Source organism: Streptomyces sp. T12 (genome assembly GCF_028736035.1).
Classification (GTDB): domain Bacteria; phylum Actinomycetota; class Actinomycetes; order Streptomycetales; family Streptomycetaceae; genus Streptomyces.
Map to the genome: position 1 here is coordinate 498,153 of NZ_CP117866.1, position 25,507 is coordinate 523,659.

Genomic DNA, 25,507 nt, shown 5'->3' on the forward strand with positions numbered 1-25,507 from the left:
GGATAGCCCCCGAGCGCTGCGCGCATACGGATTCTCGATGGCCAGAGATCGGCACAACAGGGCCTACTCTGAGGGAAGTTGTATGAGGGGACATGAAGAGAGACGAGCGTGAGGGCTCGGCGGCAGGTCGGGGGCAGGGATGGCAGAAGAAGGCGTACACGGGCGGCGGGCACGCGAGGAGGAGGTTGCCGACGGCGTCGCCACCATCTGCGGCGAACTGGACGAGCTCCGCGACTTCTTCGACGAAGTAGGCGCCGCTACGGTCCTGGACCGGTTGCTTGCCCAGGTACGCGCCGGTGAGGACGTGACGGAATCCCTGGACGCCGTGCACGCGACGCTCCTGCAACACGGCGACGCCGTAGGCGTCTACGGCTCCGGCAGTCGTGGCCTCGGACCGCGGCCCCTGGACCTTGCCGCCGCGCGCCCCGCCCAGGTTGTCTTCCTCTGCCCGCACCGGCGCTGCTCCCGGCTGTGGTGGCCTGACACCGCTGATGAGGTTCCATCGTGCGGGATCACCGGGGAGAGACTGCGGTGGGAGCGACTCTGACCATGGGCACCTTGCTCGGTGAGATCGGCAAACAGCTCGCGCAGCGATGGGTGGCCGCATTGGTGCTGCCGGGGGTTCTCTACCTCGCTGTTGTCCTGGCCGCTTGGCACCTCGGCCACACGCATCTGTTCGACACCGGCCGCCTCACCGCAGCGTTCGATCACTGGGTCGCCGCACCCGAGGTGAACACCACCGCGGGGCTCATGCTGATCCTGATCGTCGTGCTCGTGGCTGCTGGGGCCGTGGGCCTCCTTGTCGAGGGCATCGGCCTGCTGACGGAACGTGTCTGGCTGGCCGCGACCTGGGAGAGCTGGCCGTCGCCGCTGCGTCGTCTGGCCGCTCGACAGGTGGCCCGGCGCCGGAGACGGTGGGACGCGGCAGCGGCCGCCTACCAGGAGGAGCGCGACCGGGCCGCCCGCGCCCGGAGCCTCGCTGGCCTGTCCCACCGGCAAGGGCTGCAGCCGCCCACCGCCCTCACCACCCCGTCCGCGCTGGCAGAACGGCGCCGCAGGCTCGTGCGGATCGCGCCCAAACCGCCCGTCCAGCCCACCTGGATGGGGGACAGAATGCACGCCGTGACGCTCACGCTCGACCGCGAATTCTCCCTCGACCTCCCCTCGGTGTGGCCCTATCTCTGGCTCACACTGCCCGATGCCACACGCACCGAGATGACCGCTACGCGCGAGGCACTCGGCCGAGCAGCGAGGCTGGCTGCCTGGGGGCTGCTCTACTTGGCGGTCGGGGTGCTGTGGTGGCCGTCGGCGGTGATCGGGGTGCTCGTCTACGGCACCGCGTGGCGCCGGGCACGCGACGCCGTCGACGGCTACGCCCTACTCATGGAGGCCGCCGCACGCCTCCACACCCGCGAGGTCGCGGACCAACTCGGCTTGCAGACTGGCGCCATACTGAACCGCCAGACAGGCTGGGCTCTGACCTGCCTGGTGCAGGGCCGCAGCGATCTGATCCCCCTGACCGACGACGCGGTGTGACCCATTACCGGCTTGCGACGGCCGGGCGCCCACCTTGCCCGACACCCAGAATCGCCGTCGAGCCACAGGGGTAGGCCATCTTCACATAGGAGCCTGAGCGTCATCGCCTGCCCGCTGCTCAGTGAGGTGGACTGTCACCAGTCCCCATGCAGCTGCTCAGCGCGGAGAGGACACGGGAAAGAGACGTCCTCAGCGGCCACTGTGTGAGACAGCCGACGATGGCGCTGGTCAACGGCGCTTCGAAGGACACAGCGAACGAGAAACTTCCAGGCGTGGTCCGAGCCGCCCGAAGCTGAACTGGCGAACCTGCGGTTCCTCGCGGGCTATCGCCGCGGCTGGCTCTTCGACGAGGACCCGCTCGCGGAGATCCGGGCGACAGATCCGTACGGGGCGACGCTGGGCGAGGCGTTTCGAGCCTTTCCCCGTCACCCGGACTGGCGGGTGAGGGCCGCGGTGCTGCGGCTGTTGTGGTGCCAGCACTTCACTGCCCCAGGAAGCCGTAGTCGATCTGGGCCTCCGAGCCCGGCTCGACGTTCTCCCGCAACACCGTCACCTTCGAGCGGGCCGCCTCCTCGGGCAGGTTCTCGTGCACCCAGCGGCGGAACGTCGACAGCGAGACCTTCAACTTGCCCTAGTCCCGCAGACGTTGGTGGATCGTGGTGACCGTCGTGGTCTCCAGCAGGCCCTTGACGTAGTCCCGGTGCGGCTCGATCTCAGCCCACCGCACCTGGTTCAGCCTCCGACTGACCAGCTCCGGGAACCAGCTCTTGAGCAGCTTGGCCCAGTCCGCCTCGCTCATCGGCGGCCCGCCCGGCGTGATCCCGGCCGCCTCCGCCGGCGCCAGGTGTAGATCTCGACGATGTCGACCACGGTGAACGTTCTCCTTGCCATCCGGTGCGTCCGTCGGCCTCTCGGCTCGCAGGTCAAGGGACCGCGACGGCTCCGAGAGGACAGGACCCTCAACCCGGGCACCGGCATGAGCATCGCGAGCCGTCAGGCTGACGGCAGGGCCGCCGGCGACCTGCTCGCCGCCCCGGCAACCGCACGGTACAAGGGGATCGCGAGCGCAACGACGAACAGGCCGAAGACAGTGATCGGCAACAGCCAGAGCAACCGCACAGGGTCGTCCCTCAGCCAGTGCCGGTTGCCCCACCAGTTCGCGCTGACGTCCAACACCATCACGGCACTTGCCAGCCAGATCCCTTCCCGCCGCACAAGCCCCACCAGCACGGCCACCAACGGATCGAGGATCACCAAGCTGACGAAGAACACCTGCAGAGAGACCTGAGGAAACGACGCATAGGCGTGAATGCCGCCACGGACCAGATCTGCGATGTGAGAACCCGTGCCCTCAGTGAAACCGATCAAGTACACCGCGAGAACCCATCTCGCCCACAACGGCTGTGCGCCCCACCGTTCCCGCAGCTCAAACCCCACCGTGTCACCCTAGACGAGCGCCCGAGCCTCCGAGGAGGAGATGGCAGCGTCGGCCTGATCAGCGGTCCCCAGCATCCCCACACCGGTCCGAGCGCGGTCAACAGCACCAGCGATGGTCAGCGCCCCGGTGGGGAATCGTGACCGCGGAGGTGGGGAATTACCTGACGCTGATCATGCAGATCGTGGGGAATTGTCTGACCGTCGACACGGCCAGCTGACAATTCCCTGACCTGAGAATGAGCCGCCCCTTCCCTGCCGCTCGGGCGGGCGGTGAGTTCGTCCCAGTACTCGGGCCACAGCGTGCCCAGAACCAGTACGGGTCCGCGGTCCGCGTCAGAGAGCAAGGTCCGCAGCCCAGCCACGATGCGCTCGCCGATCTGCGGAGCGGCCAGGTAGTGCTGCGCCTCGTTCAACCACACCACAGTGCGAGGCCCGACACAGGAGAAGCCTTCGAGGGCTGCGTCAGCTCGGGTTGGATCGAATGGATGCCGCAAACACCACCCATGTGAGGCCAGTACCTGAACGGCTTCCCAGCAAGCCCGTGTCTTTCCAGTGGAACCGCTGGCCTCCAGCGCGGTGAAAGCGTTCTGGATCACGACCTGGACGCCGACTACTTCTCGGAGGAAGACCCCGCCCCGGAAGTCGGTGTGGTCGCCGCGATACCAGGCCTTCCCACTGCCCGGCGCGTGCCGCTCCATGGCCTCCGCGACGGCTTCCGCGATGTGCGGATCGGCGGCAAGCAGGTCCGCCACCCGGGCACCCCAGGACCGCACCGAATCCTCCTTCCAGGCCGGCTGGTCCGCTGCATCGGCCAGCGCCCGTGCGGACGTACGCGTGTTCTGGGTCAGCGCCCGTGCTAGTTCCTCCACTGCACCGCGCCCGGCGTCCCCGCCCGCGCCTTCGGCCACGGCCGCCAGTAACGCCGCTTCCATCTGCCCGTTCCGTCCCCCGCTTCGTACAGGCGGCCCACTCCGAGCCCTAGGGCAACGGTACGGGTTGAGGCTTCACCTCGCGCCGATCTCACGTGCAGCAACAACCTGCATGCCCCGGCCAGTCGTACGCGCCCCACTCCTCCGCGGCCACGTGCTGCGGCACTGCACGGACGTGGAGATCGACTGGCAGTACACCGACACGCACGGCGCGTCCATCGTCGGGTTCGCCTTCGCCCACATGCTCGGCTTCAACCTGCTGCCCAGGCTGAAGAACGTCGGCTCGGCGCGGCCGTACCGGCCGGCGGCCGGGGCGGACGAGAAGTGGCCGAACCTGGCGCCGGTGCTGTCGACCAAGACGATCGACTGGGACCCGATCCGCCAGCAGTTCGACCAGATCGTGAAGTACACCACCGCCCTGCGCCTGGGCACCGCCGAGGCCGAGCAGGTCCTGCGGCGCTTCACCCGCGGTGGGCCCAAGCGCCCTACCTATCGGGCGATCGAGGAACTCGGGCGGGCAGTGCGTACGGCGTTCATCTGTGACTACCTCGCCGATGCGGATCTGCGGCGCGAGATCAACGACGGCTCCAGGTTGTGGAGAACTGGAACTCCGCCAACCACGACCTGTTCTGCGGCAAGGACGGCGATCTGACCGGCTCCGACAAGGAGAGCCAGGAGGTCTCCATGCTCGCCCTGCACCTGCTCCAGTCCGCGTTGGTGCACATCAACACCCTGCTCCTCCAGGACATCCTGAGCGAGGAGAAGTGGCGGAAGCGGCTCACCGACGCCGACCGGCAGGCCCTGTCCCCGCTGTTCTGGACCCACGTGAACCCCTACGGCCGGTTCGAGCTGGACATGAACACCCGCCTCGACCTGACTCGCCTAGCTGCCGTACCCGAACCACGCGGCGCGGTGCGCTATGCCCCGGTCTGACCTGCGGGCGCGGGCCGTGGCGCCCAGGAGGAGGGACGGTCGTCCGGACGCCACGAGGCGGACGCCTGGCGACGGGTGGGAACTACCGCTTCCTTCCCGCTCGTCCGTTCCTAGTAGTAACCCCAATACGGAAGGTGAAGGTGGTGCGGAGTGGACCCGGTATCGGTAGGGCTGCTGGCGGCGCTGGCCGGCGGGGCTGGCGGGGAGCTCGGGCGGCAGGCCTGGGCGGGGTTAACGGCTCTGGTGCGGCGCCCGTTCCGCCGCGATGCCGGTGAAGAGGCACCGGCGGTCAGTTCCGGGGATGCGGAGCTGGCGCGGCTGGAACAGGATCCGGCCGACCAGCAGCAAGCGCAGGCGCTGAGCACCGCACTCGCGGTGCGGGCCGCGCTCGATACGGACTTCCGCACCGGTCTTGAAGCCTGGCAGGAGCAGGCCAAGCTGGTGAGCACCGGCGACGGCACGGTGCACAACACCATCAGCGGCGGTACCCAGCACGGGCCGGTGCTGCAGGGCCGGGACTTCTCCGGCCTGTCCTTCACCACCCCACCCCCTGCGCCCTCCGCACCGGCCGTGCAGCCGACGGCCGATACCGACGACGGCCACAGCACCCTCCCACCGGTGCGGGGTTGACCGGCATGGGGCAGACAGAGGCAGCCCACGAGGGCGCAGCGGACGGCCGGGTCAACAACACGATCAGCGGCGGGATCTTCTTCCACGCGGTCATCCAGGGCCGGGACATAACCGTGCAGCTGCCGCCGCAGATCAAACCGGCCCTGTACGGCCTGCCCGCCCTCTCTGCCGCCTTCACCGGCCGCGACCAGGACGTCGACCGGCTGCTGAAGGACCTGGCCCCAGGCGAAAGCGGCACGGGCGCCGGGCAGGCAGTGCTGGTGACCGCCGTGTCCGGTCTGGCCGGCATCGGCAAGACCGAACTGGCCGTCCAGACCGCCGCCCGGGCCCGCAAGAAGCCGGGCTGGTTCCCCGGCGGGGTGCTCTTCACCGACCTGTCCGGCTACGACCCCGAGCGCCGCCTGTCTCCCGAGCGGGCCCTGGAAGGCATGCTGCGCGCACTGGGCATGCCCGGCGATCACATACCCAACGGTCTGCAGGACCGGCAGCGGCTGTACCGCAGCGTGCTGGCCGCCTACGCCGAACACCAGCAGCGGATCCTGGTGGTCGTCGACAACGCCTTCACCACCGAGCAGGCCCGCCCGCTGCTGCCCACCGACGGTGTGACCGCTGCCCTTGTCACCTCCCGCCACACCCTCGACGGACTCGACGCCCGCCTCCACGACCTCGACGTCCTTGAGGAGTCGGCCTCCATCGCCCTGCTCGACCAGGCGCTACGCCACGCCCGTGGAGACGGCGACACCCGCATTGCCGACGATCCGGAAGCGGCCACGACGATTGCCCGTCTGTGTGCGGGCCTGCCGCTGGCCCTGCATATCGCCGCCGCCCTCCTGGCCGCCGCGCCTGCCCGTCCCGCGGCCTCCCTGGCCACCGCCCTTCAGGCCGAGCACACCCGCCTGGACAAGCTGAGCCGCCCCGACCGGGCCGTACGGGCCGCCTTCGACCTGTCCTACCGACTCCTCGACAGTGATCACGTCCGGCTGTTCCGGCTGCTGCCCCTCAACCCCGGCCCCGACCTGTCCACCGAAGCCGCCGCCCACCTTGCCGGCACCGACACGGACAGGGCCGAAGGACTGCTGCAACACCTGGCCGACGCGCACCTGGTCGAGCCCGGGCAGGTCTGGGGCCGCTGGCGGATGCACGACCTGGTCCGGCTCTTCGCGGACGAGGTCGGACACGCCCGCGCCACGGACGACGGCCGGGATGCGGCGGTGGCGCGCCTGCTCGACCACTACCTCACTACCGCTCAGGCCGCCGACATCCACCTGCAGACAACGCCGGGCTTGCCCCTCCCGGACGACTTCACCGACCGCGATCAGGCACTGGAGTGGCTGGATGCCGAACAGAGCAACCTCGTCGCCGCCGCCACGGCCGCCCCTGCACACCACGCTGCCGCGACAGGACTCGCACTGGCTCTTGGCACGTTCTTCGACCTGCGCCGCTACACCAACGACTGGATCAACCTCAGTACTGCCGCCGTTGCCATCTGCCGTGAGGCCGGAGACCGTCACAACGAGAAAGCAGCGCTCGATGGTCTAGGGCGTGCCCTCATCCGTGCGGGCAGGTTCAAAGAAGCTGTCGACATCTTCACGGCGGTTCTCGATCTCTGCCGTGAAGCCGGAGACCGCCACGCAGAAGCCGTGACGTTGAGCAATCTCGGACAGGCTCTGGCATCCCTGGAGAAATTCGTGGAGGCCGTCAACGTGCTCACCGATGCTGCAGCTCTTTTCGGGGAGCTGGGAGACAGCCTGGGCGGAGCCAGGGTACTGGGCATCTTAGGGCCCATCCAGATCGAGCTGGGCGGATCCGAGCAGGCCGTCGGCTACTTGACCAAGGCTGTCACTCACTGGAGGGAGGTGGGCGACCGCCACGCAGAGAGCGTGACGCTGGACACCCTCGGAATGGCCCTGGTCGGCGCGCGCAAGTTCGGGGAGGGCGTCAAGGCTCACACTGATGCCGTTGCCCTCTTCCGTGAATACGGTGACCCCTTTGGGGAGGCACATGCGCTGAACAACCTCGGGGCCGCACTGATCCGGATGCGTAAATTCGACGAGGCAGCCGACACTGTCCTTGGCGCTGCTCGCCTCTCCAAGGAGATCGGATACCCTCAATGCGAGGCCATGGCGCTGGCCAACTTCGGGCAACTGCTGCTTCAGAAGCGGAGCTTCGACAAGGCCGTCACTCCGCTCACCACCGCTGTCAGCCTCTTCCGGGAAACCGGCGACCGCCGCAGTGCGGCCTCTACGCTGAATCTCCTCGGCCAAGCCCTCGCCGAAGAAGGCAGATTCGAAGAGGCTGCTGACGTTGGTACCCAGGACGCGTCGCTTTGCCGGGAGCTGGGCGACCGCCACGGCGAAGGCATCGCTTGGAAGAATGTCGGGCTCAGTCTGTGTCAGGTACGCAGGCTCGACGAGGCCGTTGAGGCTCTTTCCACCGCTGCTGCCATCTTTCGAGAGACTGGCGATCGGCGCCGCGAAGCCGAAGTACGAGTCCAAGCAGCACTGGCCCGCGCCTCAAGCGGGCGGCCCAACTGACGGCCGTCCCCAACCACAGTCCCTGTCCGCGTGGCCGACTTCGCTGGCCTCCAGGCCGGCGAAGTCCCCGGACCCCGCCTCCCGCTCCCTGACCGAGCGTCACTCTGATTACAGAGAGCTACTTTTCACTTCGCCGTAGCTTCGGGAGAACGGGGCCGACCTGGCCACCCTGCGTTGGCTCCACGCAGGTGAATCGGTGATCTTGTTCGGTCCCGTCGGGGTCGGGAAGACACATATCGCCCAGTCTCTCGGGCATCTGGCCGTCCGCCAGGGCGCCAACGTCCGCTTCGTCAAGACCAGCCGGATTCTGGCCGAACTGGCCGGCGGCCACGCGGACCGCACCTGGGACAAGCGGATCCGCGAGCTGGTCCGCCCCGACGTGCTCATCCTCGACGACTTCGCGATGCGGCAGCTCACCGCGGCCCAGGCCGACGACCTCTACGAACTGGTCAGTGAGCGGCAGGGCCGGTCCCTGATCATCACCAGCAACCGGGCTCCCAGCGACTGGTATCCGCTGTTCCCCAACCCCGTGGTTGCCGGGTCGCTCCTGGACCGGCTGATCAACACCAGTCACCAGGTCATCATGAACGGCCCCAGCTACCGGCCGAACAAGCGGCCCAAGAACCCGACCGGCAAGCCGCCGACCGCCTAGCGTCGGGGCTGGTCGATGTTCCACTCAATCGGCAGGGCCTCGTCACAGAAGACGCAGACGAAGTCCTCCTCGCGCACGATGTTGAGCTGCTGGCAGAAGGGGCACCGTCGGAACACCACCTCGTACGTGAAGCCAGACGGGCGAACGATTCCGGCCTGGTCCAAGGCCTCGACGACGGCCGACCACGAGCCTACGTCCGGGCAGTAGCCGGTCGACTGATTGCTGACCTCGTCGACCGCCCACCGCCCGGACTCCTCGCGGAAGCTGATCTCGCCAGCGCCCAGGACCGCTCCTCCACCAGCACAGACCACGTGCTAGAGGCCCCGCCTGTGAGTCCGGCCATTGCCAGCACGAGCACCCACGAACCCCGCCACACCAGCAGCCGCACCAGCGAAAACCAAGATGGTGGATCTTCAGTGAAGATCCGACTGGACCTCGGTCAGTCGATGCCTTCGACGATGCGGAAGTCGCGCTCGACGCCGTCGGAGAGGGCGACCAGCGCCTCCTGGTAGGCCGCACTCTCGTACGCCGCGACGGCCTGCTCGAAGCTGTCGAACTCGACCAGGACGGTGCGCTCGGCGATTCCGGCGTCATGCGCCACGACCCGACCGCCACGGACGAGGGTCCGACCGCCCCCGGGTTCGACGGCCAGGCGGGCCAGCTTGTTGTAAGCAGCCAGCTTCTCAGGGTCTGAAATGGTGCGGTAGACGCTGACCCAGTAGCCCTTGGGCATGGAACCTCCAGTGTTGGGATGAGTGCATCTGACTTACGGGTTGGTCTCGGACGAGCGTCGGAGGGCGAGAGCGAGGCTTGTCAGCGTCGTGATCGCCATGGCGCCGATGCCGACCAGCGCCGCGGTGGTGTAGGCGCTGTCGTCGGGGAAGAGGTGGCCGGGGCCGGTGCCCGCGGCGAGGATCAGGCCGCCGATGGCGCTGCCCAGGGAGTACCCGACGCTGCGGACGACGTAGTTGAAGCTCATGGCGCTCGACGTCTCGCTCTTGGGGGTGACGGCCAGGATGACGCCGGGCATCGCGGCCGAGAAGCCGCCGACGCCGAAGCCGAGCACGCCCATCGCCGCGAACAGTTCGGCCAGGTCCGACCGGGCCGCCGCGAACAGGGCGAACCCGCCGCCGACCACGACGGCGCTGCCGGCCAGGAGCAGGGGGTCGGCGATCCGCGTCCGGACCCGCGGCGTGAGCTTGCCGGCGACGAATCCCAGCACCGAGAACGGGATGAGGACCAGCCCGGCGACGAAGGTCGTCAGCCCGAAGCCGTAGCCGGCGCCGTGCGGCGTCTGCGCGTACCGGGTGATGAGCGTGAGCAGGAGGTACATGCCGATCCCGCCGACGAACATGGCGAGGTTCGCCCCGGCGACCGCCGGGTGCCGCACCGCCCGCACATCGACCAGGGGCGTCGTGCTGCGCAGCTCGATGACGGCCCAGACGCAGAGCAGCACCACCGCGACGACGGCGAGGCCCGCCGCCACGGCGAGGTGCCGGCTCCACAGATTCCGTTCGCCGGCGAGAAACAGCACCAGGAGCAGCGCAGCGGCCAGGACGACCGCGCCTGCCACGTCCACGTGGGCGGAGCGGCCTTCGGGGGCTTCGGGCATGGAGCGCCACGCGGTCAGGAGGGCGGCGGCGGTGACGACCAGGCCGAGGCCGTAGGCGGCCCGTACCCCGCCGAGCTCGGCGAGCAGTGCGGCCAGCGGGTAGCCGACGCCGGCCCCGATGATCGAGACCACCGAGATCAGGGCGATCACGGCCGCGCTGCGCTCCTCGGGGAGGTGGTCCCGGGCCACGCCCATCATCAGCGCCGTCAGCCCGAGCCCGACGCCCTGGGCCGCCCTGCCGGCCAGCAGCCACGCGAACGGCAGCGGCAGCACGGTGAGCGCGCTGCCGGCGACGACGACCGCCAGCGTGGCGAGGATCGTGGCCCGCCGGTGCGGGCCGGCTCCGAGCCGGCCCAGGACCGGCGTGGCGACGGCGCCGCTGAGCAGCGCGACGGTCAGCGTCCACTGCGCGCTGCCGAGCGAGACGTGGAACGAGGTCGCCACGCTGGTGATGAGCGGCGTCCCGAGGCTGGCGACCGCCGCCACGACCAGAGCGATGAACATCAGGGCGGGGACCAGCAGCCGCGCCTTGGAACGCGCCACCGGGAACGCCTTCACCGCGACCCAGCCGACCGGCTGCCCGGTCACTGCTTCGGCCCTTCGCGGTCCCGGCTTTCGAGCTCTGCCAGATGCTTCAGCGCCGGAAGGGCCGCCACCAGCGCCTCGACCTCGTCGCCGGTGAGCTCGCCGATCAACCGCTCGAACGCGTGGACGCCCGCCTGGCGCCGCGTCCGGACATAGGAGGCGCCGGCCTCGGTCAGGCACACCAGCGTGACCCGCTTGTCGGACGCGTCACCCCGCCGCTCGACCAGGCCGGACTCCTCCATCACCCGGACCAGGGCGGTCATCGCGGGCTGGGTGACGCCCTCGACCGCGGCCAGATCGGTGATGCGCCGCGGGCCGGTCCGGTCCAGGGTGGCCAGGGTGGCGGCGGACGTCAGGCTCATGCCCCGGGGCAGGCGTCTCGCGGCCCTGGTGGCCAGGGCGTAGAGGGCTGCCCCGATGGCGGCGGACGCGCCAGGAGCGGCGTCTTGACGACTCATGCTCGAAGCATAGCATTTTTATATTCATAGTTTATGGAAATGGTCGACTGGCGCGGGCGGCGCGCCCCTTGAGCGCGACCCTTGATAGATCACCCCGTCCCCGACATCCCACGGAGTCCCCATCCACCACGCGATTTCCCCGACCCCCTGGTGTGGCCCTGCGCGATCGGTTGACCGGCCGCAGATGTCACGGCGTGGGCGGCTGCGGCTGGGAGGGCAGCAGGCGGACCACGGGCTCGGCGGCCGTCAGCTGCTGGCGCAACCGCCGGTTCTCCGCGGTGAGTTGGTTCACCACGCGCACCAGCGCCTCGACGTCGCAGCGAAGCGCGGCCAGTTCTGCTCGGTCTTTGTGCCGCAGCGTCTTGAGCTTGCCGACCTGCTTGCGGAGTGGGCCTCGGCGTCGGTGGGCTGCCCCCCCCCGCTCCTTGACCTTGGCGTAGAACGCGTTCTTCAGGTCCAGGTGGCGTTGGGTCAGCGCGTTGCGGGGTACGCCGGCCTCGGCTGCGAGCGCGACGATCGTCAGCGCTCCGTTCGAGTGGTGGGCCGTTCCGGCCAGGATGCGGTCCATGGCGGCTTGGATGCGGTCGCGGTCGTCGAGGGCTGGGGGCACCGGTCAGCTGCTTTCGGTCGTGAGGCGGGTGTCGTCGTGGTGTTCGGCGGCGGCGCGCAGGGCGGCGGCACTGCGCTGCAGCCGCTGGGCGAGCGGGCCGGCGAGACCCGGCGGCGCCGCTGGGCCACCGCGCCGGCCCCCGACTCACGACTGACCGCCGTGCACCGCACAGCCCTGGCCGAGATCGCCTGCGGACACGTCGTGGCCAGCAGCTCTCTAGGCCGCGAGTTCACCCGCTCCCGCGAGCCCAAGGTACTGATGAGCACCCTGCGCGCCCTGGAGACGAAGGGCCTGGCCGAGAGAACCGCAGGTTCGGCGCACGCCGCGTACGTCGGCGGCCCGCCCCTGGACCGCGTGCGCCTCACCCCGGCCGGCATCACCGCTCTGGCCTCGGTCATCGACTCGCCACCGGCCGGGCCGAGCACCGCGCCCGCAACCACGCCCCGTCCCCTGCCTGCCACCGCGCAGGCCACCGCCCGAAGCCGCTGAACCAGCACAGGAGCCATCCATCCCCACGCCTCCACTCGACCTGAACGAACACGTCCTTCAACCACGGCAGTTGGCATACGACTTCGAAGCCCTCAAGGCGCGCGTACGCGACATCTCCTACACGCCCGGCACGGACGCGCTGCACGACGCGGCCATCCGCCAGGGAAACGCCCGCGCCACCGCATCCGAGAACCGGCTGCTCAGCCAGGCATTCCTGCACCGCTCCCGCGTCCCGCTCGCCCAGGCACCCATCGACCACGTCACGGCCGCCGAATGGGCAGCGCGCCAGCAGGAGCTCGACGACCCGGCCGCCGCAACCGAGGAACTGGAGAACAGTGTGGCCGACGGCTGTTCTCCCTGGGCCTGCCGGGGTGAATCCGAGCCCATGCAGGACGACTTCGGGCTGGTTTCCTGAGGCGGATCATCCTCGACCTGTTCGCCGGCCCTGGCGGCTGGAGCCATGCTCTCACCGTCCTCGGCGCGCGGGATGTCGGCCTGGAATGGGACGAGTGGGCCTGCAAGACCCGTGCCCGGGCCGGTCAGTTGACGATCCGGACCGATGTCGCCGTCTATCCGGCGTGGATCTTCTCGGGCCGGATCCTCGGGCTGATCGCCTCTCCTCCCTGTCAGGCATGGAGCATGGCGGGCAAGCGCCTGGGCCTGGTTGACCAGCCCCTCGTCCACCAGGCCGTCGCCGACCTCGCCGCCGGACGCGACACCCGCGAGCAGTTGCTCGGCGCGTGCGCGGACCCACGCTCCCTCCTCGCCGCCGAGCCCATGCGCTACCTGCACGCCCTCAACACGGTGGGCGAGCCGGAGTGGGTCCTCATGGAGGAAGTCCCCGACGTCCTGCCCCTGTGGCGGCAGTACGCGGCGATCCTGCGGGCCTGGGGATTCTCTGCATGGACCGGCATCCTCAACGCCGCAGACTACGGCGTCCCCCAGACGAGGAAGCGGACGGCCAGCAAGGAGGAAGACCTCGCCGAAGAGCGCCTCCTCCTCGCGACCGCCACCGCCTACCCGGCGGAGGTCCGCCAGATGCGGTGGCTGACCGAGGCGGACTTCCTGCTGTCGCTGCACGCCGCGCTCTGGCAGTCCATCACCACGCTGGTCCACCGCGGCGACATGGTCGACCCCATCACCGTTCTCGGCGAGGCCCAGCCCCGCGGCCTACTCACTGGCACCCTCACCCCCAAAGCCCTGATGGACCTGGTCTCCACGCCCGCCGGCTCCCCCGAGTACTGGGGCGAGAAGATCCTTGGGCGCGCTCTCCTCGCCCGCGCCCAGACGGTCGCCGCACGGATCACCGCCTACACCGACGACCTGGCCAACACCCCCCACCAGCTCGTCACCGGCAGCCGCCGCGCCCTCGCCGACCTCAACTCGCTGCGCACCCGCTGGATGCGCGCCACTGCCCCCCGCCCGCGCCCGCGCCCGCCGAAAGCCAGCCGGTACGCCGCGGGCAACCGCCCCGCGCGACCCGCCCGCCACCCCAGTCCGCACTACTCAGCCCGCGCACCCACCGATGACCCCACGATCGGGCCTGGCCATCTGCCGGCCGGGCCCGGACCGAAACGAGCCCGCCTGCCATGCCCGGCATTCCTCCCGACGCCGTCGTCCGCCTCGACGCCCAGGTCTTCCTCGACGTCCATCCCGCCCACCCCACCGCAGTCCTCGCACGCCTGACTGGCAGCCACTACGGCACCGCCCAGGCCCTCCTGGCCGCCCACGGCTTCGACTCCCTCGACGAACGCACCATGGTCCTCGCCCGGATCGACCACGAGGAGCCGTACTGGGCCCAGAAGGCCACCCATGCCCTGCACGCCGCGCCACCGCGCTCGACCAGCAGGCAGGCCATGTGCCCGGCCCGCTGGGCGAGCGTCTGCGCAGCAACGCCACCCGGCTGCGCGACCTCGCCGACGCCCACCACCGCACCCGCGCCACCCTCCAGGACGGCACCGCATGAGCCTCGCACCCGACGAACGCGACCGTATCCGCGCGGCCATGGAACCTTCCGCGGCCGGTACGTCCCGCAGACCCAGGCGGCGGTCAAGGCCGCCGTCGACGGCGGCGACTCCCGGGTCTCCTTCGTCGACACCACCGGCTGGCTGGGTTCGGGCGACCTGACGGACTCGGTCCACCCCAACGACCAGGGGCACCGCGTCATCGCGGACCGGCTGGCACCGGTCATCGCGGCGCGGATCGGTATGTGACGGAGGGCCGGGGCCGCCGGACCACGACGCGCAGGCGGGCGCCTCCTCTGCCTGCGCGAGCGCCCGGCCCGGCTCGACGGCGAGATCGCCGCACTTCCCTCCCTTCCTCTTGACCGCCTCGAGCACACGGCTCGATTCGTCGTCCAACCACATCGCGGGTAGATGCCGATTGTCCTGCTCGACGGGTCACCTCGCTGGCCGGGAGTGCGAGGGATCGCCTCGAACGTGAGGCACCAGCCAGCCTCCTGCCAGGTGTGCTCGGGCAGTGGCACCTCGCGCTCGTACTCGTGCCGACCAGGTCGGGGGGCAGGCTCGCGAGCCGCTGTGGATCTCCTACTCGTGCTGGTAGCGCGCGGTTGTCCGACCTCAAGATCATCCGAAGATTCGAGTCTTTTAGGCGGGAACCCCCGCCCGGCGGGACATGCTCAGGCAACCGTGACCTTGATCGTGTGCCGGCCGGTCGCCCCGTCGGGCAACGGCTCGTGCACCTGTCCTGTCTGCACCTGGCCGGTGTTGTCGATGGCGCGTACTTGCAGCCGATGCTCGCCGGGCGTCGCCTGCCACGGCCAGCTCCACTGCCGCCATGTGTCCACCGACGGCACCGCCGCGAGCTGTGCCTGCTGCCATGGTCCGTCGTCCACGCGGACCTCCACCGCGGACACCCCACGATGCTGCGCCCACGCCACCCCGGCCACCATCACCGGACCTTGCTCCAGACGCTTGCCCGCGGCCGGTGTGTCGATCCGCGACTGTGTCTTCACCGGAGCCAGCGCCGCGTAGTCCCGCCGTACCCAATAGGCGCTGAAGTCCGAGAAACGACTCAGCTCCAGCTCCGTCAACCACTTCGTCGCCGATACGTATCCGTACAGCCCGGGCACCACCATCCGGACCGGAAATCCGTGCTCGACCGGCAGTGGTTCCCCGTTCATCCCGACCGCCAGCAACGCGTCCCGCCCGTCACGCAATGCCGCCGTCGGTGTACCGGCCGTGTAGCCGTCCACGGAACGGCTCACCACCTGATCCGCCCTGTCATCCGGCTCGACTTCATCCAGCAGATCCTTGATCGGTACCCCCAACCACCGCGCGTTACCGACCAACTCGCCACCGACCTCGTTGGACACACACGCCAGCGTGATGTAGCGCTCCACCATCGGCCGTGCCAGCAATTGCTCGTACGTCAGCGTCAGCGGCCGTTTCACCCGGCCATGAATCCTCAGCCGCCAGTCCTTCGGTTCCATCTGTGGCACCGTCAAAGCGGTGTCGATCCGGTAGAAGTCCGCGGTCCTGGTCACGAACGGCTCCACTCCGGGCACGCCGACGGAGACCTTGGCCGGCAAGGGCGCTGCCGGGCTCGACGGCGACGGGAGAACCACCGCGGCCCGGGCCGCGGCCACACTCTGTGCCCAGAGCCGGCGTCCGCCCGGTACGGCCACCGCGGCCGCGCCGATCGCCCCGACCGCCAGCGCGAGAAACCGTCGTCGGCCCGGTGGCTGTCCCGCGCTGTCCAGCACCGAGATGCCGGCATCCGACGACGGTGAACCGGCTCCCTGCACGGGGGTGTGGGTTCCCTCCGCCGACACGTCCGTGTCCGGGCCGGTGTCGTCCCCCAGGTCCTGCGCCGATACCGCAGCACGGCGCGGCAGGGTGCGGCGCAGCAGCACCAGAAGGCCGGCAGCGGCCAGTGCACCGGCCACTGTCGGCAGCGGGTACGCCCACGTGGCGCTGGGCCGGGTGGCTGACGCGAGTACGCCGATCATCCCGAACACAGCGACGCCGGCCAGCCCGTACCAGAGCCGGCGCATGGCCAGTACACCGATGAACGCGGCGAACACCGCCAGCACCAGGACGATTCCCGCCTGCAGCGCCAGCTTGTCGTACGTGTAGAACACCGCGACGGCGAACTCCTTGACCGGGGTCGGCGCGGCGTCCACGGCGACGCCACCCACCGCCACGAGGGGCGCTGAGGGCCCGCCCGTCGCGGCTGCCACCAGCTCACCGAGGCCCAGGGCGAGTGCGGTGGCCGCGACGCCGGCAAGTTCGCCGTACCACTGCTTGGTCGGTCTTCCCGGTGCCGGCCGATCTGTCTTCTGAGTCTCCATGTCGAGACCGGACATCTGATCGGCGCCTATCGGCTCACCCGGCGTAGCCGGGCGAAGCCGACACCCAGCACGACCAGACCGACGATCGCCACGACCGGCCCGACGACCGCCCACAGCGTCACGCCGCTCATCGCCGAGCCCTTCATGACGTCGAGTCCCTGCAACGTCCAGCCCACGCCGATAAAGGCCAGCAGTGCGCCCAGGCCGAGGACGAACCAGTTCTTCTTCATGGGGGTACCTCCAGGTGTGGAGCCGAAGTTCTCGACAACGAGCGTGACGGTTCTGAGGCGCGGCGGCGACAACGCTTGGTTGGACCTCGTTGTCAACCGATCGACGTACGCACGGCTCCACCGGTGCGTGGACGCTCCTCGGCACCGAGTCGGGCACTGTGGACGTGGGCGTCCGTAAACTGGCGGCCCATCTCCGTGGGCGAAAGTGGGCAGGGCGTGGCAGTGCGCAGCACCGTCGACTTCGGACACCGCTACCGCGTCGGATGGCATGTCCTCGTCGGCGCCGTCGCGATACCTCTTGCCGTCGCCATAGCGGCCGACGTCTCCGTGGCGCTCGGACAACGCCTGCTGGCCCTCAGTACGCTCGCTGTCATCGTCGCCTGCTACGCCCTGGTCGCTCCGCGGGCCATGGAGAACCGCGACGAGCGTTGGGGTGCGGCCTATTTCGCCGTCCTGGCGGTCGCGTTCCCGCTCCTGCTCGCCATCGCCCCGATCGCCGGCGCACTGCTGTTCGCGCTCTGCCCACAGCTGTTCGTGATGGTCGCGAGGTGGCGGGTACGCCTACCGCTGTTGTTGATCCTCTACGCCGAACTCGCCTGGGCCATGGTGGCGCGGGCCGGAGTCAGCCGCTACACGCTGGCGATGGTCGGGGTGACCGTTCTGGTACCCATGACCGTGACGATCCTCCTGGGCGCCTATCTGACCGGCATCCGCGAGCAGAACCGCAAGCGGGCCGCGTTGATCGAGGAACTGACCCGGACGCGGGCCGCACTGGAGCGCGCGGGCCACGAGGCGGGCGTCCATGCCGAACGTGAACGCCTGGCCGCCGAGATCCACGACACCCTGGCACAGGGCTTCACCAGCATCCTCATGCTCGCTCAGGTAGCACGGACGACCCTGCTCCGTGATCCGACGGCCGCCGACGGACAGCTCGACATCCTGGAGAAGACCGCCCGCGAGAACCTCGCGGAGGCACGCTCGCTGATCGCCGCATCGGCCCCGGTCGACCTGACCGGCCGCGGGCTCGCGGATGCGCTGGACCGGCTCGCCGCCCGGCATACTCGCGACACGGGTACGCGCGTCGAGGTCTCGATCGTCGGCGAGCGGTCCAGCACATCTACCGGCACCGACATCGCCCTGCTGCGCACCGCGCAGGAGGCCCTGGCCAACGTCGCCAAGCACGCCGCCGCCACGACGGTGCGGATCGAGCTACGCCACGATTCCGGCCTCATGGCGCTGGCCGTGACCGATGACGGCCAGGGCTTCGACCCGGCCACCGTCCGGGGTGGATACGGCCTGCTCGGCATGCGCACCCGCGCCTCCAGCTTCGGCGGAACCTGCACGGTGCGATCGGCTCCCGGCCAGGGCACCACGGTGCGGGTCGAGCTGCCGCCGCCCCCGGCCGAGCAGGCGGCGCGTAGCCTGCAGCCTGTACTTGATCTCAGCTCCACACCCGACCACTGAGCGGGCGGAACCGGCTCGATGACTGTCCACATCCTGATTGTCGATGACCATCCCGTCGTACGCTTCGGCCTCCGCGGCATGCTCGAGGCCTACGACGACCTGCGGGTCGTCGGCGAGGCCGGTTCCGGCGACGAGGCGATCGTCCTTGCCTCCGCGACGCGCCCGGACGTCGTCCTGATGGACCTGCGGATGCCGGGTACCGATGGCGCCACCGCAACGGCGCGCATCCGTCAGGAGCACCCCGGCATTCGCGTGCTCATGCTGACCACCTACGAAGGTGACGCCGACATCCTGCCGGCGATCGAGGCCGGCGCCACCGGTTACCTGCTCAAGGACACCCCGATCGGTACCCTGACCGACGCGATCCGGGCGGCAGCCCGCGGTGAAACCGTCCTCGCCCCGCCGGTGGCCGCCCGGCTGGTGACTCACCTTCAGGCGCCGGCCGGGGAGCAGCTGACCCCACGCGAAGTTCAGGTACTCGGCCTCGTCGCGCGGGGTCTGTCCAACAGCGAGATCGGTCGGCAGCTGTACATCGGCGAAGCGACGGTGAAGACGCACCTGCTGCGAACGTTCGTCAAACTGGGTGTCAACGACCGCACCGCAGCCGTCACCGTCGCTCTGTCGCGCGGCGTCCTCACTTCACCACAACGGTGACCTCCGCATGCCGGCCATTGCGTACGTTTGGCGACTCGCGCCCCTTGGATTCAACCCGCAGATTGACGCGACATTCGATTCGGGCTGCATCGGGCTGTGTGGGAGATCCGCCATGACTTCAGTTGTGCGACGCCACGCTCGACCGGCGTCCGTGCCGCGGACAGCGCGCGGTTGACGGCTTGTCGGGTGGCCGTGAGGCCACGGCCCGGTGGGCGTCTGAGGGGTGTCGCCACCCACGGGCCGGCTCCCGTGTAGGCGCGGTCGGCGAGGACCGGGATGCCCTGGCGTTCACAGATCCGGATGATCCGATGGGTACGGGCCGCGGTCAGGTCATGCGTGCGGCCGGGCAGCGCGGGTGAAACTCACAGCGTCCGGCCATCCGGATCGGTCACCGGTTGCACGTTGACGCCATGCCGACGGTGCTTGTGGGAGCAGGCCCGGTGCACGGTCGGCGAGCAGGCTGATCACCGCGGTCGGGTAGGCGTGGGCGGTGCCGACCGAGATACCTAAGCCCGCCGCGATCTGCGCGAAGTGGTCGCGCTTGCGGAGGTACACCAGAACGACCGGCGCCCGCTGATGCGGCGGGAGCTTGGCACGGCGGTCACTCTCGCCGGTGACGATCAATCAGCATGGTGACCCCTTAAGAATGGTCGTGGTCCGGGAGGACTGGGTGCAGCTGATGGTGACCTGCCATTGATCGCTCTGAGGGAGTGGCTGCCCGGTTCTCCGGGACGCTCCGGCTGCTGATTGAGAACTGCGGTCATCGCTGGTCAAGGGCCTGGCGGCGGAGTGTTCCCGGACCCAGAGGGTGCTGCTTCCTGAGGAACGGAGCCACGACGGTGACGGAACGTCATGAGCACGTCTGGGTCGGCATCGACGCCGGCAAGGTCCATCACTGGGCTGTCGGAGTCAACGCCGCAGGAGAGAAAGTCTTCTCAAGGAAGGTCGTCAACGGTGAGGACGAGATCCTGGCCCTGATCGTGACAGCCTGCGAGATGGCCAACGAGGTGCGGTGGGCGGTGGACATCTGCGGCCGGGCCTCAACGCTGCTGCTTGCACTGCTGATCGCCAACGGCCAAAGCGTGGTGTACGTGCCTGGACGCACGGTCAACCGAATGTCCGGGGCCTACCGCGGCGAAGGGAAGACCGACGCGAAGGACGCCTTGGTCATCGCCGACACCGCGCGTATGCGCCGGGATTTCACACCCCTGAACCCTGCCGAACGAGACCGTGGCTGATCTCCAGTTGCTGACCGCGCATCGAGCCGACCTGATCGCCGACCGGGTACGACTGATCAACCGCCTGCGCGATGCCCTGGTGGGCATCTGCCCTGCTCTGGAGCGAGCTTTCGACTACTCGGCGGCCAAAGGGCCGGTCGTCATGCTGACCGAGTACCAGACCCCGGCCGCCACGACCTGGTCGCGGGCCGCTTCCAGGGCGATGGTGAAGCTGGCCAGGAACTGGGCGCCGGTGCGGGCGAACTGGGCCAGCAGCTTGCCGTTGTCGAAGCCGCGGTCGGCCAACACCAGCGTCTCCGGGCCGAGCAGGTGCATCAACTGCCGCGCATAGCGGGCCTCCCCGTGGAACTAGGGGCCAAACGCCGCTCCGAGCAGGCCGCGGCTGCCCATCTCCACCAACGCCATCAACCGCAGCGTGGGACAGCCCGCCCAGCCCAGGTGAACCCTGGCCCGGCCGAACCAGCCGCGGTTGCGTTCCACGTCGGGCACCTTGATCGAGCTGCAGCCGTCGAAGGCCACAGTTGCGCCAGTGCCGGTAGCGTGATCCGGGCGTACGCGGCTGTGACCTCGGCGCTCGGATTGATCTTGACGGATCACTCCTGGCTATCAGAGGTCCCGTTGCGTCGTCCGGCTCAACCACCAATACTGCCAACCCACTTGACGTGGGCAGGTTCCCCCTGGCATTGGCTCCTGTGCCGATGAGTTGAGACTTCGAACACCTCCCTCAACAGCCCAAGGCAGATAGGGAAGCCGCCCGGCTCAGTGTTTTGACTATGGATGAGCGGGAGGAGGTCTCACGCGGGCCTTGTGCCGGCGAGTCCTGACTCCAGACGCGGTGTGGGCGACGATCCGCGCCTGGTCATCCTGGTTCGATGCGGCGGCAGGGACGACTGCGCCGTTCGCATCGGAGTCGAGGTACGTGCCTGCCGTCGAGTTTTTGATCTTTTACGTTCCGGACGGCAGGCCCGGGCCGCTGTCACTGCCCAACGCCGCTCATGATGGCGCTGACGATGCCCGGTTGGGTCACGGTGGAGGAACGTCGGTCGAACAGACCGAACCCGTACTGTCCGTTCACACCGTTGTCCCAGTAGAGGCTGACTTCCCCGTACTTCTTGGCTGTGGCCGCGATGGTGTGCGCAAAGTCAGCACGGTATCCGTTGTTCGCCGAGTCGAACGACGACTTGTCGATCGCTCCGTATTCACCGATGACTACCGGGTATCCTTTCGTGACGAATCTGTCATGCATTTTCTTCAACTGCGCGTCCAGATAGTCCTGCCCCCAGGTGGACGTCTTTGACGGGTTGGTCGCAGTCGGGCCCCACTGCGTGATGGTCCCGCATTCCGTACCGGCGAAGTCCCACGGATCGTAGTAGTGCACGGAGATCATGATCCTCTGCTTGATCGGACTCGAACAGACGACAGGAGCACGCCAGGCCACGGAGCACCTGCTAGCTCTCGGCCTTGACACCATGTGGCACGTCGCAGGTCCGACCGGCCAGCCATCGGCCCGAGCCCGCGAACGCGCCTGGCGAGAAGCCCTGGCCGCCGGCGACCGAACGCCACCGCACCTGCTACGGGGCGATTGGAGTGCACGGTCGGGCTATGAACAAGGGCGGCGACTGGCCGACATGCCCGGTGTCACCGCCGTCTTCGCCGCCAACGACCAGATGGCCCTCGGCGTACTGCGTGCCCTGCGCGAGGCGGGCCGCGACGTGCCGGGCGACGTCAGCCTGGTCGGCTACGACGACATCCCCGAGGCCGAATCCGTGTGGCCCCCGTTGACCACGGTGCGGCAGGACTTCGGCGAGGCCGGGCGTCGCGCGCTGGAACTCCTTGTCGCCCAGATCGAGGGCCGGCCGAGAACTGGAACCCTGGTCGCACTGCAGCCCGAACTGGTTGTGCGGGGCAGCAGCGGTCCTCCTCCCTGACGGCGGAGCCGGAACCAGCGGTACAGGAACGGCAGGCGAACCTTTCCCGCCAGAGCCGCAGCAACTATTCAAACCGGGTCCACGCGGCGGCCGTCCGTCCGGCGTCGGCTGCGGCCTGGCAGTGTCATCTGCCTGTGCAGGGCATGGCCCCACCTTCATTCCGGCGGACGGGAAATCGCAGGTCGACCGGCCTCCATCATCTCGGCGACCCGGGCCGTCGTCTCCCGCAGCCACATGTGCGCCGCGTCGTGCATGTGGACCGGATGCCACCACAGGGCCTGCTGGATCGGCACGGTGTCATAGGGCGGTTCCATGATGCGGACGTGTGCGAGTCCGTCCAGCTCGTCGGCGAGACGCCTTTGAAGGAGAGCTACCCGGCGGGTGCCCGCGACCAGGAGTGGCATCAGCTGGAAACTGTCGACGGAGACCGCCACGCGCGGCTCGATGCCGAGCATGGCGATCTGGCGGGCGGCGGGGGCGTCGTAGGCTCGTTGGTACGTCACCCATGGCAGTCGGGCCAGGTCGTCGAGGGTGAGCTGCTCGCCGACCTCCGGGTTGTCGTCCGCGACGAGGAAGACCCAGCTGTCCTGGTAGAGCTCGACCATGGGGAAGCCGCGAATGATGCCGTGGGGCAGCAGTAGCCCGTCCACAGTGCTGAGCAGCGACCCGGTGTCGTCGATGATTTCGTTCGGTACCTGTTTGAACCTGAGTCGGATGCCCGGCGCCTCGGCTTGGATGGTGCGGGCGAGTTCGGTGCCGAAGACGGCAACCGCGTAGTCCGAGGCGATCAGCGTGAACTCATGTTCCTCGCGGGAGGGGTTGAATTCGGCCTGACTGGCGAAGACGCGCTCCAGCAGGTCGCATGCGGTGGTGGTCCGGTCGAGGAGGGCCCGCCCGAGGGCGGTCAGTTCGTACCCTCCGCCCACCCGCGCGAGCAGGTCGTCGTCGAAGTGGCGGCGCAGCCGGGCCAGGGCCGCGCTCATCGCGGGTTGACTGAGCCCGATGCGCTGGCCGGCCCTGGTGACGTTGCGCTCCTGCAGGAGGGCGCGCAGGGCAACGACGAGGTTGAGGTCCAGGCTGGCCAAGTTCACGAAGCATCCCAATTCCGGAGCCGGCCCCATCGGTATTCACCGGCTGGATTCTCATATACAGGAAATCGATTTCCCTGATTGAAATCTACTGGGCCAGATTAGTGGCACCGCAATCGGGAGGAAATCTCCGTGACATCCGCAGCCACGTCGGCACCCTTCATCCCCTTCTCCGGACCGTTCGCCATCGGCACTCTTTCGGCACCGGACGGGACCAGGTTCCCGAGCCTCGTGACGCCGGAGGGCCGAGCGCTCGACCTGTGCACGGCACTGGACGAACCCGCGCTGACCACGCTCACGCTCCTGGAGCGCTGGGACGAGGAGCTGCCACGCCTGCGCACCCTCGCCGGGGACCCGACGCGCGGCTGGCGGCCGCTGGCGGAGATGACGGTGCACGCGCCCGTCGAGCCCCGGCAGATCTTCCAGTCCGGCGCCAACTACCGGCAGCATGTGATCGACCTGGCGGTCGCGCACCGCGCCCCGGACGACCCGCGCACCGTCGAGGAGGCCCGCGCCGAGGTCGCGGCGGTCATGGACAAGCGGGCCGCCGAGGACCTCCCGTACGTCTTCATCGGTCTGCCGACCACGATCATTGGTCCCTACGACGACGTGGTGCTGCCCGCCTGGGCCGAGAAGCCCGACTGGGAACTGGAACTGGCCGCGGTGATCTCCCGCCCCGCCTACCGGGTCACCGTGGACGAGGCGCTGGAGTACGTCGCGGGCTACACCATCGCCAACGACCTCACCGACCGCGCGACCGTCTTCCGCCGGGACATGCCCCCGATCGGCACCGACTGGCTGCGCAGCAAGAACGCCCCCGGCTTCACCCCGCTCGGCCCGTGGATCGTCCCGGCCGGCTCCATCGCGGACCCCTCCGACCTGCAGGTCACCCTGAAACTCAACGGCGAGACCATGCAGGACGAGTCCACCAAGGACATGATCTTCGGCGTCGCACGGTTGGTCTCGTACATCTCCCAGACCGCCCAACTGGTCCCCGGCGACCTGGTCCTCACCGGCAGCCCGGCCGGCAACGGCATCCACTGGGGCCGGCTGCTGCGCGACGGCGACGTGATGGACGGCTCGGTCACCGGGCTCGGCGCCCAACGCACCCGCTGTGTCGCGGAGGAGGACCGATGAGCGCCGACCGTATCGACCGTACGGATCCCGAGGAGGCGATCGCCGAGGCCGCGAAGGCGTACTCGAACTGGGGCCGCTGGGGCGAGGACGACGTGCTCGGCACGCTCAACTTCCTCGACGAGGCCAAGCGTCGCGAGGGAGCGGCCCTGATCCGCGACGGCGTCAGCTTCTCCTTGTCACAGGCCTTCGACATGGACGGCCCGCAGAAGGGCTGGCGGCGGCGTACGAACCCGGTGCACACGATGCTCGCCACCGGCACCGACGCCGCTCTGGGCGGCCAGGGCTTTCCGCACGGTTTCGGTGGCGCCGACGACGTGATCGCCATGCCCTTGCAGTGCTCCACGCAATGGGACGGGCTCGGGCACATCTTCGACCACGGCACGGCGTGGAACGGCCGCCCGGCGGAGAAGGTCGTCACCTCCGAAGGCGACCTGGTCACCGGCATCGAGCACATGGCACCGCACGTCGCCGGGCGAGGGGTCCTCCTCGACGTGGGCCTGGTCATCGGCCACGACGGCGAACTGCCCGACGGCTTCGCCATCACCGAGGAGCACCTGACGGCAACCGCTGCCTCGCATGGTGTGACCGTCGGTCGTGGCGACCTGGTCCTCGTGCGCACGGGGCGGCTGGCCCGCGCCCGTCACGAAGGCTGGGGCGACTACGCGGGCGGACCGGCGCCGGGGCTGAGCTTCAGTACGGCCGGCTGGCTGCACCGGAGCGAGATCGCCGGGATCGCCACCGACACCTGGGGCTTCGAGGTGCGGCCCAACGAGTTCGACCACGCCTTCCAGCCGCTGCACCAGGTCGCCATCCCCCACATCGGTCTGCTCATCGGGGAGATGTGGGACCTCGACGCCCTCGCCGCACATTGCGCCGCCGACGGCCGGTACGAGTTCTGGCTCACCGCCGCGCCCCTGCCCATCACCGGGTCTGTCGGCTCACCGGTGAATCCCGTCGCCGTCAAGTAACGCCCTGGAGTGCCGGGCGGGCCGCGCCCGGACGGCTACGCCACCCTCGCCCGCCCGACCCGCAACATCCCCCTTGCCGTTCG

At 69.3% G+C, this 25,507-nt stretch carries 28 protein-coding genes and 3 pseudogenes; 16 read left to right on the top strand and 15 right to left on the bottom strand.

Going from position 1 to position 25,507, the window contains the following annotated elements:
* Nucleotides 1-139: 139 nt before the first annotated feature.
* Entirely contained in the window at nt 140-547 is a 408-nt protein-coding gene (locus tag PBV52_RS02245; protein WP_274236562.1) for a hypothetical protein, read from the top strand.
* A complete protein-coding gene (locus tag PBV52_RS02250) occupies nt 532-1,536 on the top strand; it encodes a hypothetical protein (protein ID WP_274236563.1) in 1,005 nt (334 codons plus the stop codon). The genes PBV52_RS02245 and PBV52_RS02250 overlap by 16 nt, the downstream gene beginning before the upstream one ends.
* Nucleotides 1,537-2,017: 481 nt before the next feature.
* On the opposite strand, the gene PBV52_RS02255 is transcribed toward PBV52_RS02250, so the two are convergent.
* The 4 genes from PBV52_RS02255 to PBV52_RS02270 all read right to left on the bottom strand — a co-directional run bounded on the left by PBV52_RS02255 (nt 2,018) and on the right by PBV52_RS02270 (nt 3,905).
* On the bottom strand, nt 2,018-2,161 hold the full coding sequence (locus tag PBV52_RS02255) for a hypothetical protein (RefSeq protein ID WP_274236564.1): 144 nt from the start codon (nt 2,159-2,161) through the stop codon (nt 2,018-2,020).
* A 6-nt stretch (nt 2,162-2,167) separates the two neighbouring features.
* The gene (locus PBV52_RS02260; RefSeq protein WP_274236565.1) at nt 2,168-2,335 is read right to left on the bottom strand and encodes a hypothetical protein; all 168 of its coding nucleotides are present in this window, start codon (nt 2,333-2,335) and stop codon (nt 2,168-2,170) included.
* Nucleotides 2,336-2,529: 194 nt separating this feature from the next.
* A complete protein-coding gene (locus PBV52_RS02265; protein ID WP_274236566.1) occupies nt 2,530-2,973 on the bottom strand; it encodes a hypothetical protein in 444 nt (147 codons plus the stop codon).
* A gap of 116 nt (nt 2,974-3,089) precedes the next feature.
* Nucleotides 3,090-3,905, bottom strand: a complete 816-nt coding sequence (locus tag PBV52_RS02270; RefSeq protein WP_274236567.1) for a hypothetical protein — start codon at nt 3,903-3,905, stop codon at nt 3,090-3,092.
* 109 nt (nt 3,906-4,014) lie between these two features.
* On the opposite strand from PBV52_RS02270, the pseudogene PBV52_RS02275 reads away from it, so the two are divergent.
* From PBV52_RS02275 to PBV52_RS02290, 4 genes and pseudogenes are all read left to right on the top strand, one after another.
* A pseudogene (locus tag PBV52_RS02275) lies at nt 4,015-4,835 on the top strand (Tn3 family transposase).
* Between the two features lie 150 nt (nt 4,836-4,985).
* On the top strand, nt 4,986-5,465 hold the full coding sequence (locus PBV52_RS02280; protein ID WP_274236568.1) for a hypothetical protein: 480 nt from the start codon (nt 4,986-4,988) through the stop codon (nt 5,463-5,465).
* A gap of 5 nt (nt 5,466-5,470) precedes the next feature.
* Nucleotides 5,471-7,999 (top strand): tetratricopeptide repeat protein, encoded by a 2,529-nt coding sequence (locus PBV52_RS02285; RefSeq protein WP_274249234.1) that lies wholly within the window; start codon nt 5,471-5,473, stop codon nt 7,997-7,999.
* 160 nt (nt 8,000-8,159) lie between these two features.
* The gene (locus PBV52_RS02290; RefSeq protein WP_274249236.1) at nt 8,160-8,651 is read left to right on the top strand and encodes an ATP-binding protein; all 492 of its coding nucleotides are present in this window, start codon (nt 8,160-8,162) and stop codon (nt 8,649-8,651) included.
* Here PBV52_RS02290 and PBV52_RS02295 read toward each other — a convergent pair.
* The 5 genes from PBV52_RS02295 to PBV52_RS02315 all read right to left on the bottom strand — a co-directional run bounded on the left by PBV52_RS02295 (nt 8,648) and on the right by PBV52_RS02315 (nt 11,874).
* Complete coding sequence (locus PBV52_RS02295; RefSeq protein ID WP_306801416.1) at nt 8,648-8,962, bottom strand: hypothetical protein; 315 nt, start codon at nt 8,960-8,962, stop codon at nt 8,648-8,650. The two genes, PBV52_RS02290 and PBV52_RS02295, sit on opposite strands and share 4 nt — an antisense overlap.
* Nucleotides 8,963-9,090: 128 nt before the next feature.
* Entirely contained in the window at nt 9,091-9,384 is a 294-nt protein-coding gene (locus tag PBV52_RS02300) for a DUF1330 domain-containing protein (protein WP_274236569.1), read from the bottom strand.
* Between the two features lie 33 nt (nt 9,385-9,417).
* Complete coding sequence (locus PBV52_RS02305; protein ID WP_274236570.1) at nt 9,418-10,851, bottom strand: MFS transporter; 1,434 nt, start codon at nt 10,849-10,851, stop codon at nt 9,418-9,420.
* Nucleotides 10,848-11,210 carry a MarR family transcriptional regulator gene (locus PBV52_RS02310; RefSeq protein WP_306801486.1) on the bottom strand — a complete coding sequence of 121 codons (363 nt, stop codon included), beginning with the start codon at nt 11,208-11,210 and terminating at the stop codon, nt 10,848-10,850. The genes PBV52_RS02305 and PBV52_RS02310 overlap by 4 nt, the downstream gene beginning before the upstream one ends.
* A gap of 283 nt (nt 11,211-11,493) precedes the next feature.
* Entirely contained in the window at nt 11,494-11,874 is a 381-nt protein-coding gene (locus PBV52_RS02315; protein ID WP_274236572.1) for a hypothetical protein, read from the bottom strand.
* Between the two features lie 6 nt (nt 11,875-11,880).
* On the opposite strand from PBV52_RS02315, the gene PBV52_RS02320 reads away from it, so the two are divergent.
* The 4 genes from PBV52_RS02320 to PBV52_RS02335 all read left to right on the top strand — a co-directional run bounded on the left by PBV52_RS02320 (nt 11,881) and on the right by PBV52_RS02335 (nt 14,618).
* A complete protein-coding gene (locus PBV52_RS02320) occupies nt 11,881-12,405 on the top strand; it encodes a hypothetical protein (RefSeq protein ID WP_274236573.1) in 525 nt (174 codons plus the stop codon).
* 70 nt (nt 12,406-12,475) lie between these two features.
* Nucleotides 12,476-12,820 (top strand): hypothetical protein, encoded by a 345-nt coding sequence (locus PBV52_RS02325; protein ID WP_274236574.1) that lies wholly within the window; start codon nt 12,476-12,478, stop codon nt 12,818-12,820.
* Nucleotides 12,821-12,837: 17 nt separating this feature from the next.
* Nucleotides 12,838-14,091, top strand: coding sequence for a DNA cytosine methyltransferase (locus tag PBV52_RS02330; RefSeq protein WP_373922000.1), 1,254 nt, complete (start codon nt 12,838-12,840; stop codon nt 14,089-14,091).
* Entirely contained in the window at nt 13,995-14,618 is a 624-nt protein-coding gene (locus PBV52_RS02335) for a hypothetical protein (protein ID WP_274236575.1), read from the top strand. Before PBV52_RS02330 ends, PBV52_RS02335 begins: the two co-directional genes overlap by 97 nt.
* Nucleotides 14,619-15,043: 425 nt before the next feature.
* Here PBV52_RS02335 and PBV52_RS02340 read toward each other — a convergent pair whose 3' ends face one another.
* Together PBV52_RS02340 and PBV52_RS02345 are read right to left on the bottom strand one after the other, a co-directional pair.
* Nucleotides 15,044-16,717 (bottom strand): molybdopterin-dependent oxidoreductase, encoded by a 1,674-nt coding sequence (locus PBV52_RS02340; RefSeq protein ID WP_274236576.1) that lies wholly within the window; start codon nt 16,715-16,717, stop codon nt 15,044-15,046.
* Between the two features lie 26 nt (nt 16,718-16,743).
* Nucleotides 16,744-16,947, bottom strand: a complete 204-nt coding sequence (locus tag PBV52_RS02345; RefSeq protein WP_274236577.1) for a hypothetical protein — start codon at nt 16,945-16,947, stop codon at nt 16,744-16,746.
* A 216-nt stretch (nt 16,948-17,163) separates the two neighbouring features.
* On the opposite strand from PBV52_RS02345, the gene PBV52_RS02350 reads away from it, so the two are divergent.
* Together PBV52_RS02350 and PBV52_RS02355 are read left to right on the top strand one after the other, a co-directional pair.
* A complete protein-coding gene (locus PBV52_RS02350; RefSeq protein ID WP_274236578.1) occupies nt 17,164-18,411 on the top strand; it encodes a sensor histidine kinase in 1,248 nt (415 codons plus the stop codon).
* A gap of 18 nt (nt 18,412-18,429) precedes the next feature.
* Entirely contained in the window at nt 18,430-19,065 is a 636-nt protein-coding gene (locus tag PBV52_RS02355; RefSeq protein ID WP_274236579.1) for a response regulator transcription factor, read from the top strand.
* A 50-nt stretch (nt 19,066-19,115) separates the two neighbouring features.
* On the opposite strand, the pseudogene PBV52_RS02360 reads toward PBV52_RS02355, so the two are convergent.
* Nucleotides 19,116-19,689, bottom strand: a pseudogene (locus PBV52_RS02360) (transposase family protein).
* A 215-nt stretch (nt 19,690-19,904) separates the two neighbouring features.
* On the opposite strand from PBV52_RS02360, the pseudogene PBV52_RS02365 reads away from it, so the two are divergent.
* Nucleotides 19,905-20,484 (top strand): annotated as a pseudogene (locus tag PBV52_RS02365) (IS110 family transposase); the annotation flags it as partial.
* Here the strand turns inward: PBV52_RS02365 and PBV52_RS02370 are convergent.
* Both PBV52_RS02370 and PBV52_RS02375 read right to left on the bottom strand, forming a co-directional pair.
* Entirely contained in the window at nt 20,418-20,621 is a 204-nt protein-coding gene (locus PBV52_RS02370) for a hypothetical protein (RefSeq protein WP_274250009.1), read from the bottom strand. The pseudogene PBV52_RS02365 and the gene PBV52_RS02370 sit on opposite strands and share 67 nt — an antisense overlap.
* A 658-nt stretch (nt 20,622-21,279) precedes the next feature.
* Nucleotides 21,280-21,690, bottom strand: a complete 411-nt coding sequence (locus tag PBV52_RS02375) for a cellulase family glycosylhydrolase (protein ID WP_274236580.1) — start codon at nt 21,688-21,690, stop codon at nt 21,280-21,282.
* A gap of 82 nt (nt 21,691-21,772) precedes the next feature.
* Here PBV52_RS02375 and PBV52_RS02380 point away from each other — a divergent pair, with 82 nt between their 5' ends.
* Nucleotides 21,773-22,231, top strand: a complete 459-nt coding sequence (locus PBV52_RS02380; protein ID WP_373922001.1) for a substrate-binding domain-containing protein — start codon at nt 21,773-21,775, stop codon at nt 22,229-22,231.
* A gap of 155 nt (nt 22,232-22,386) precedes the next feature.
* Here PBV52_RS02380 and PBV52_RS02385 read toward each other — a convergent pair whose 3' ends face one another.
* A complete protein-coding gene (locus PBV52_RS02385; RefSeq protein ID WP_274236582.1) occupies nt 22,387-23,322 on the bottom strand; it encodes a LysR family transcriptional regulator in 936 nt (311 codons plus the stop codon).
* A 123-nt stretch (nt 23,323-23,445) separates the two neighbouring features.
* On the opposite strand from PBV52_RS02385, the gene PBV52_RS02390 reads away from it, so the two are divergent.
* Complete coding sequence (locus PBV52_RS02390; protein ID WP_373922002.1) at nt 23,446-24,456, top strand: fumarylacetoacetate hydrolase family protein; 1,011 nt, start codon at nt 23,446-23,448, stop codon at nt 24,454-24,456.
* Entirely contained in the window at nt 24,453-25,424 is a 972-nt protein-coding gene (locus tag PBV52_RS02395) for a cyclase family protein (RefSeq protein WP_274236584.1), read from the top strand. The genes PBV52_RS02390 and PBV52_RS02395 overlap by 4 nt, the downstream gene beginning before the upstream one ends.
* Nucleotides 25,425-25,507 lie beyond the last annotated feature (83 nt).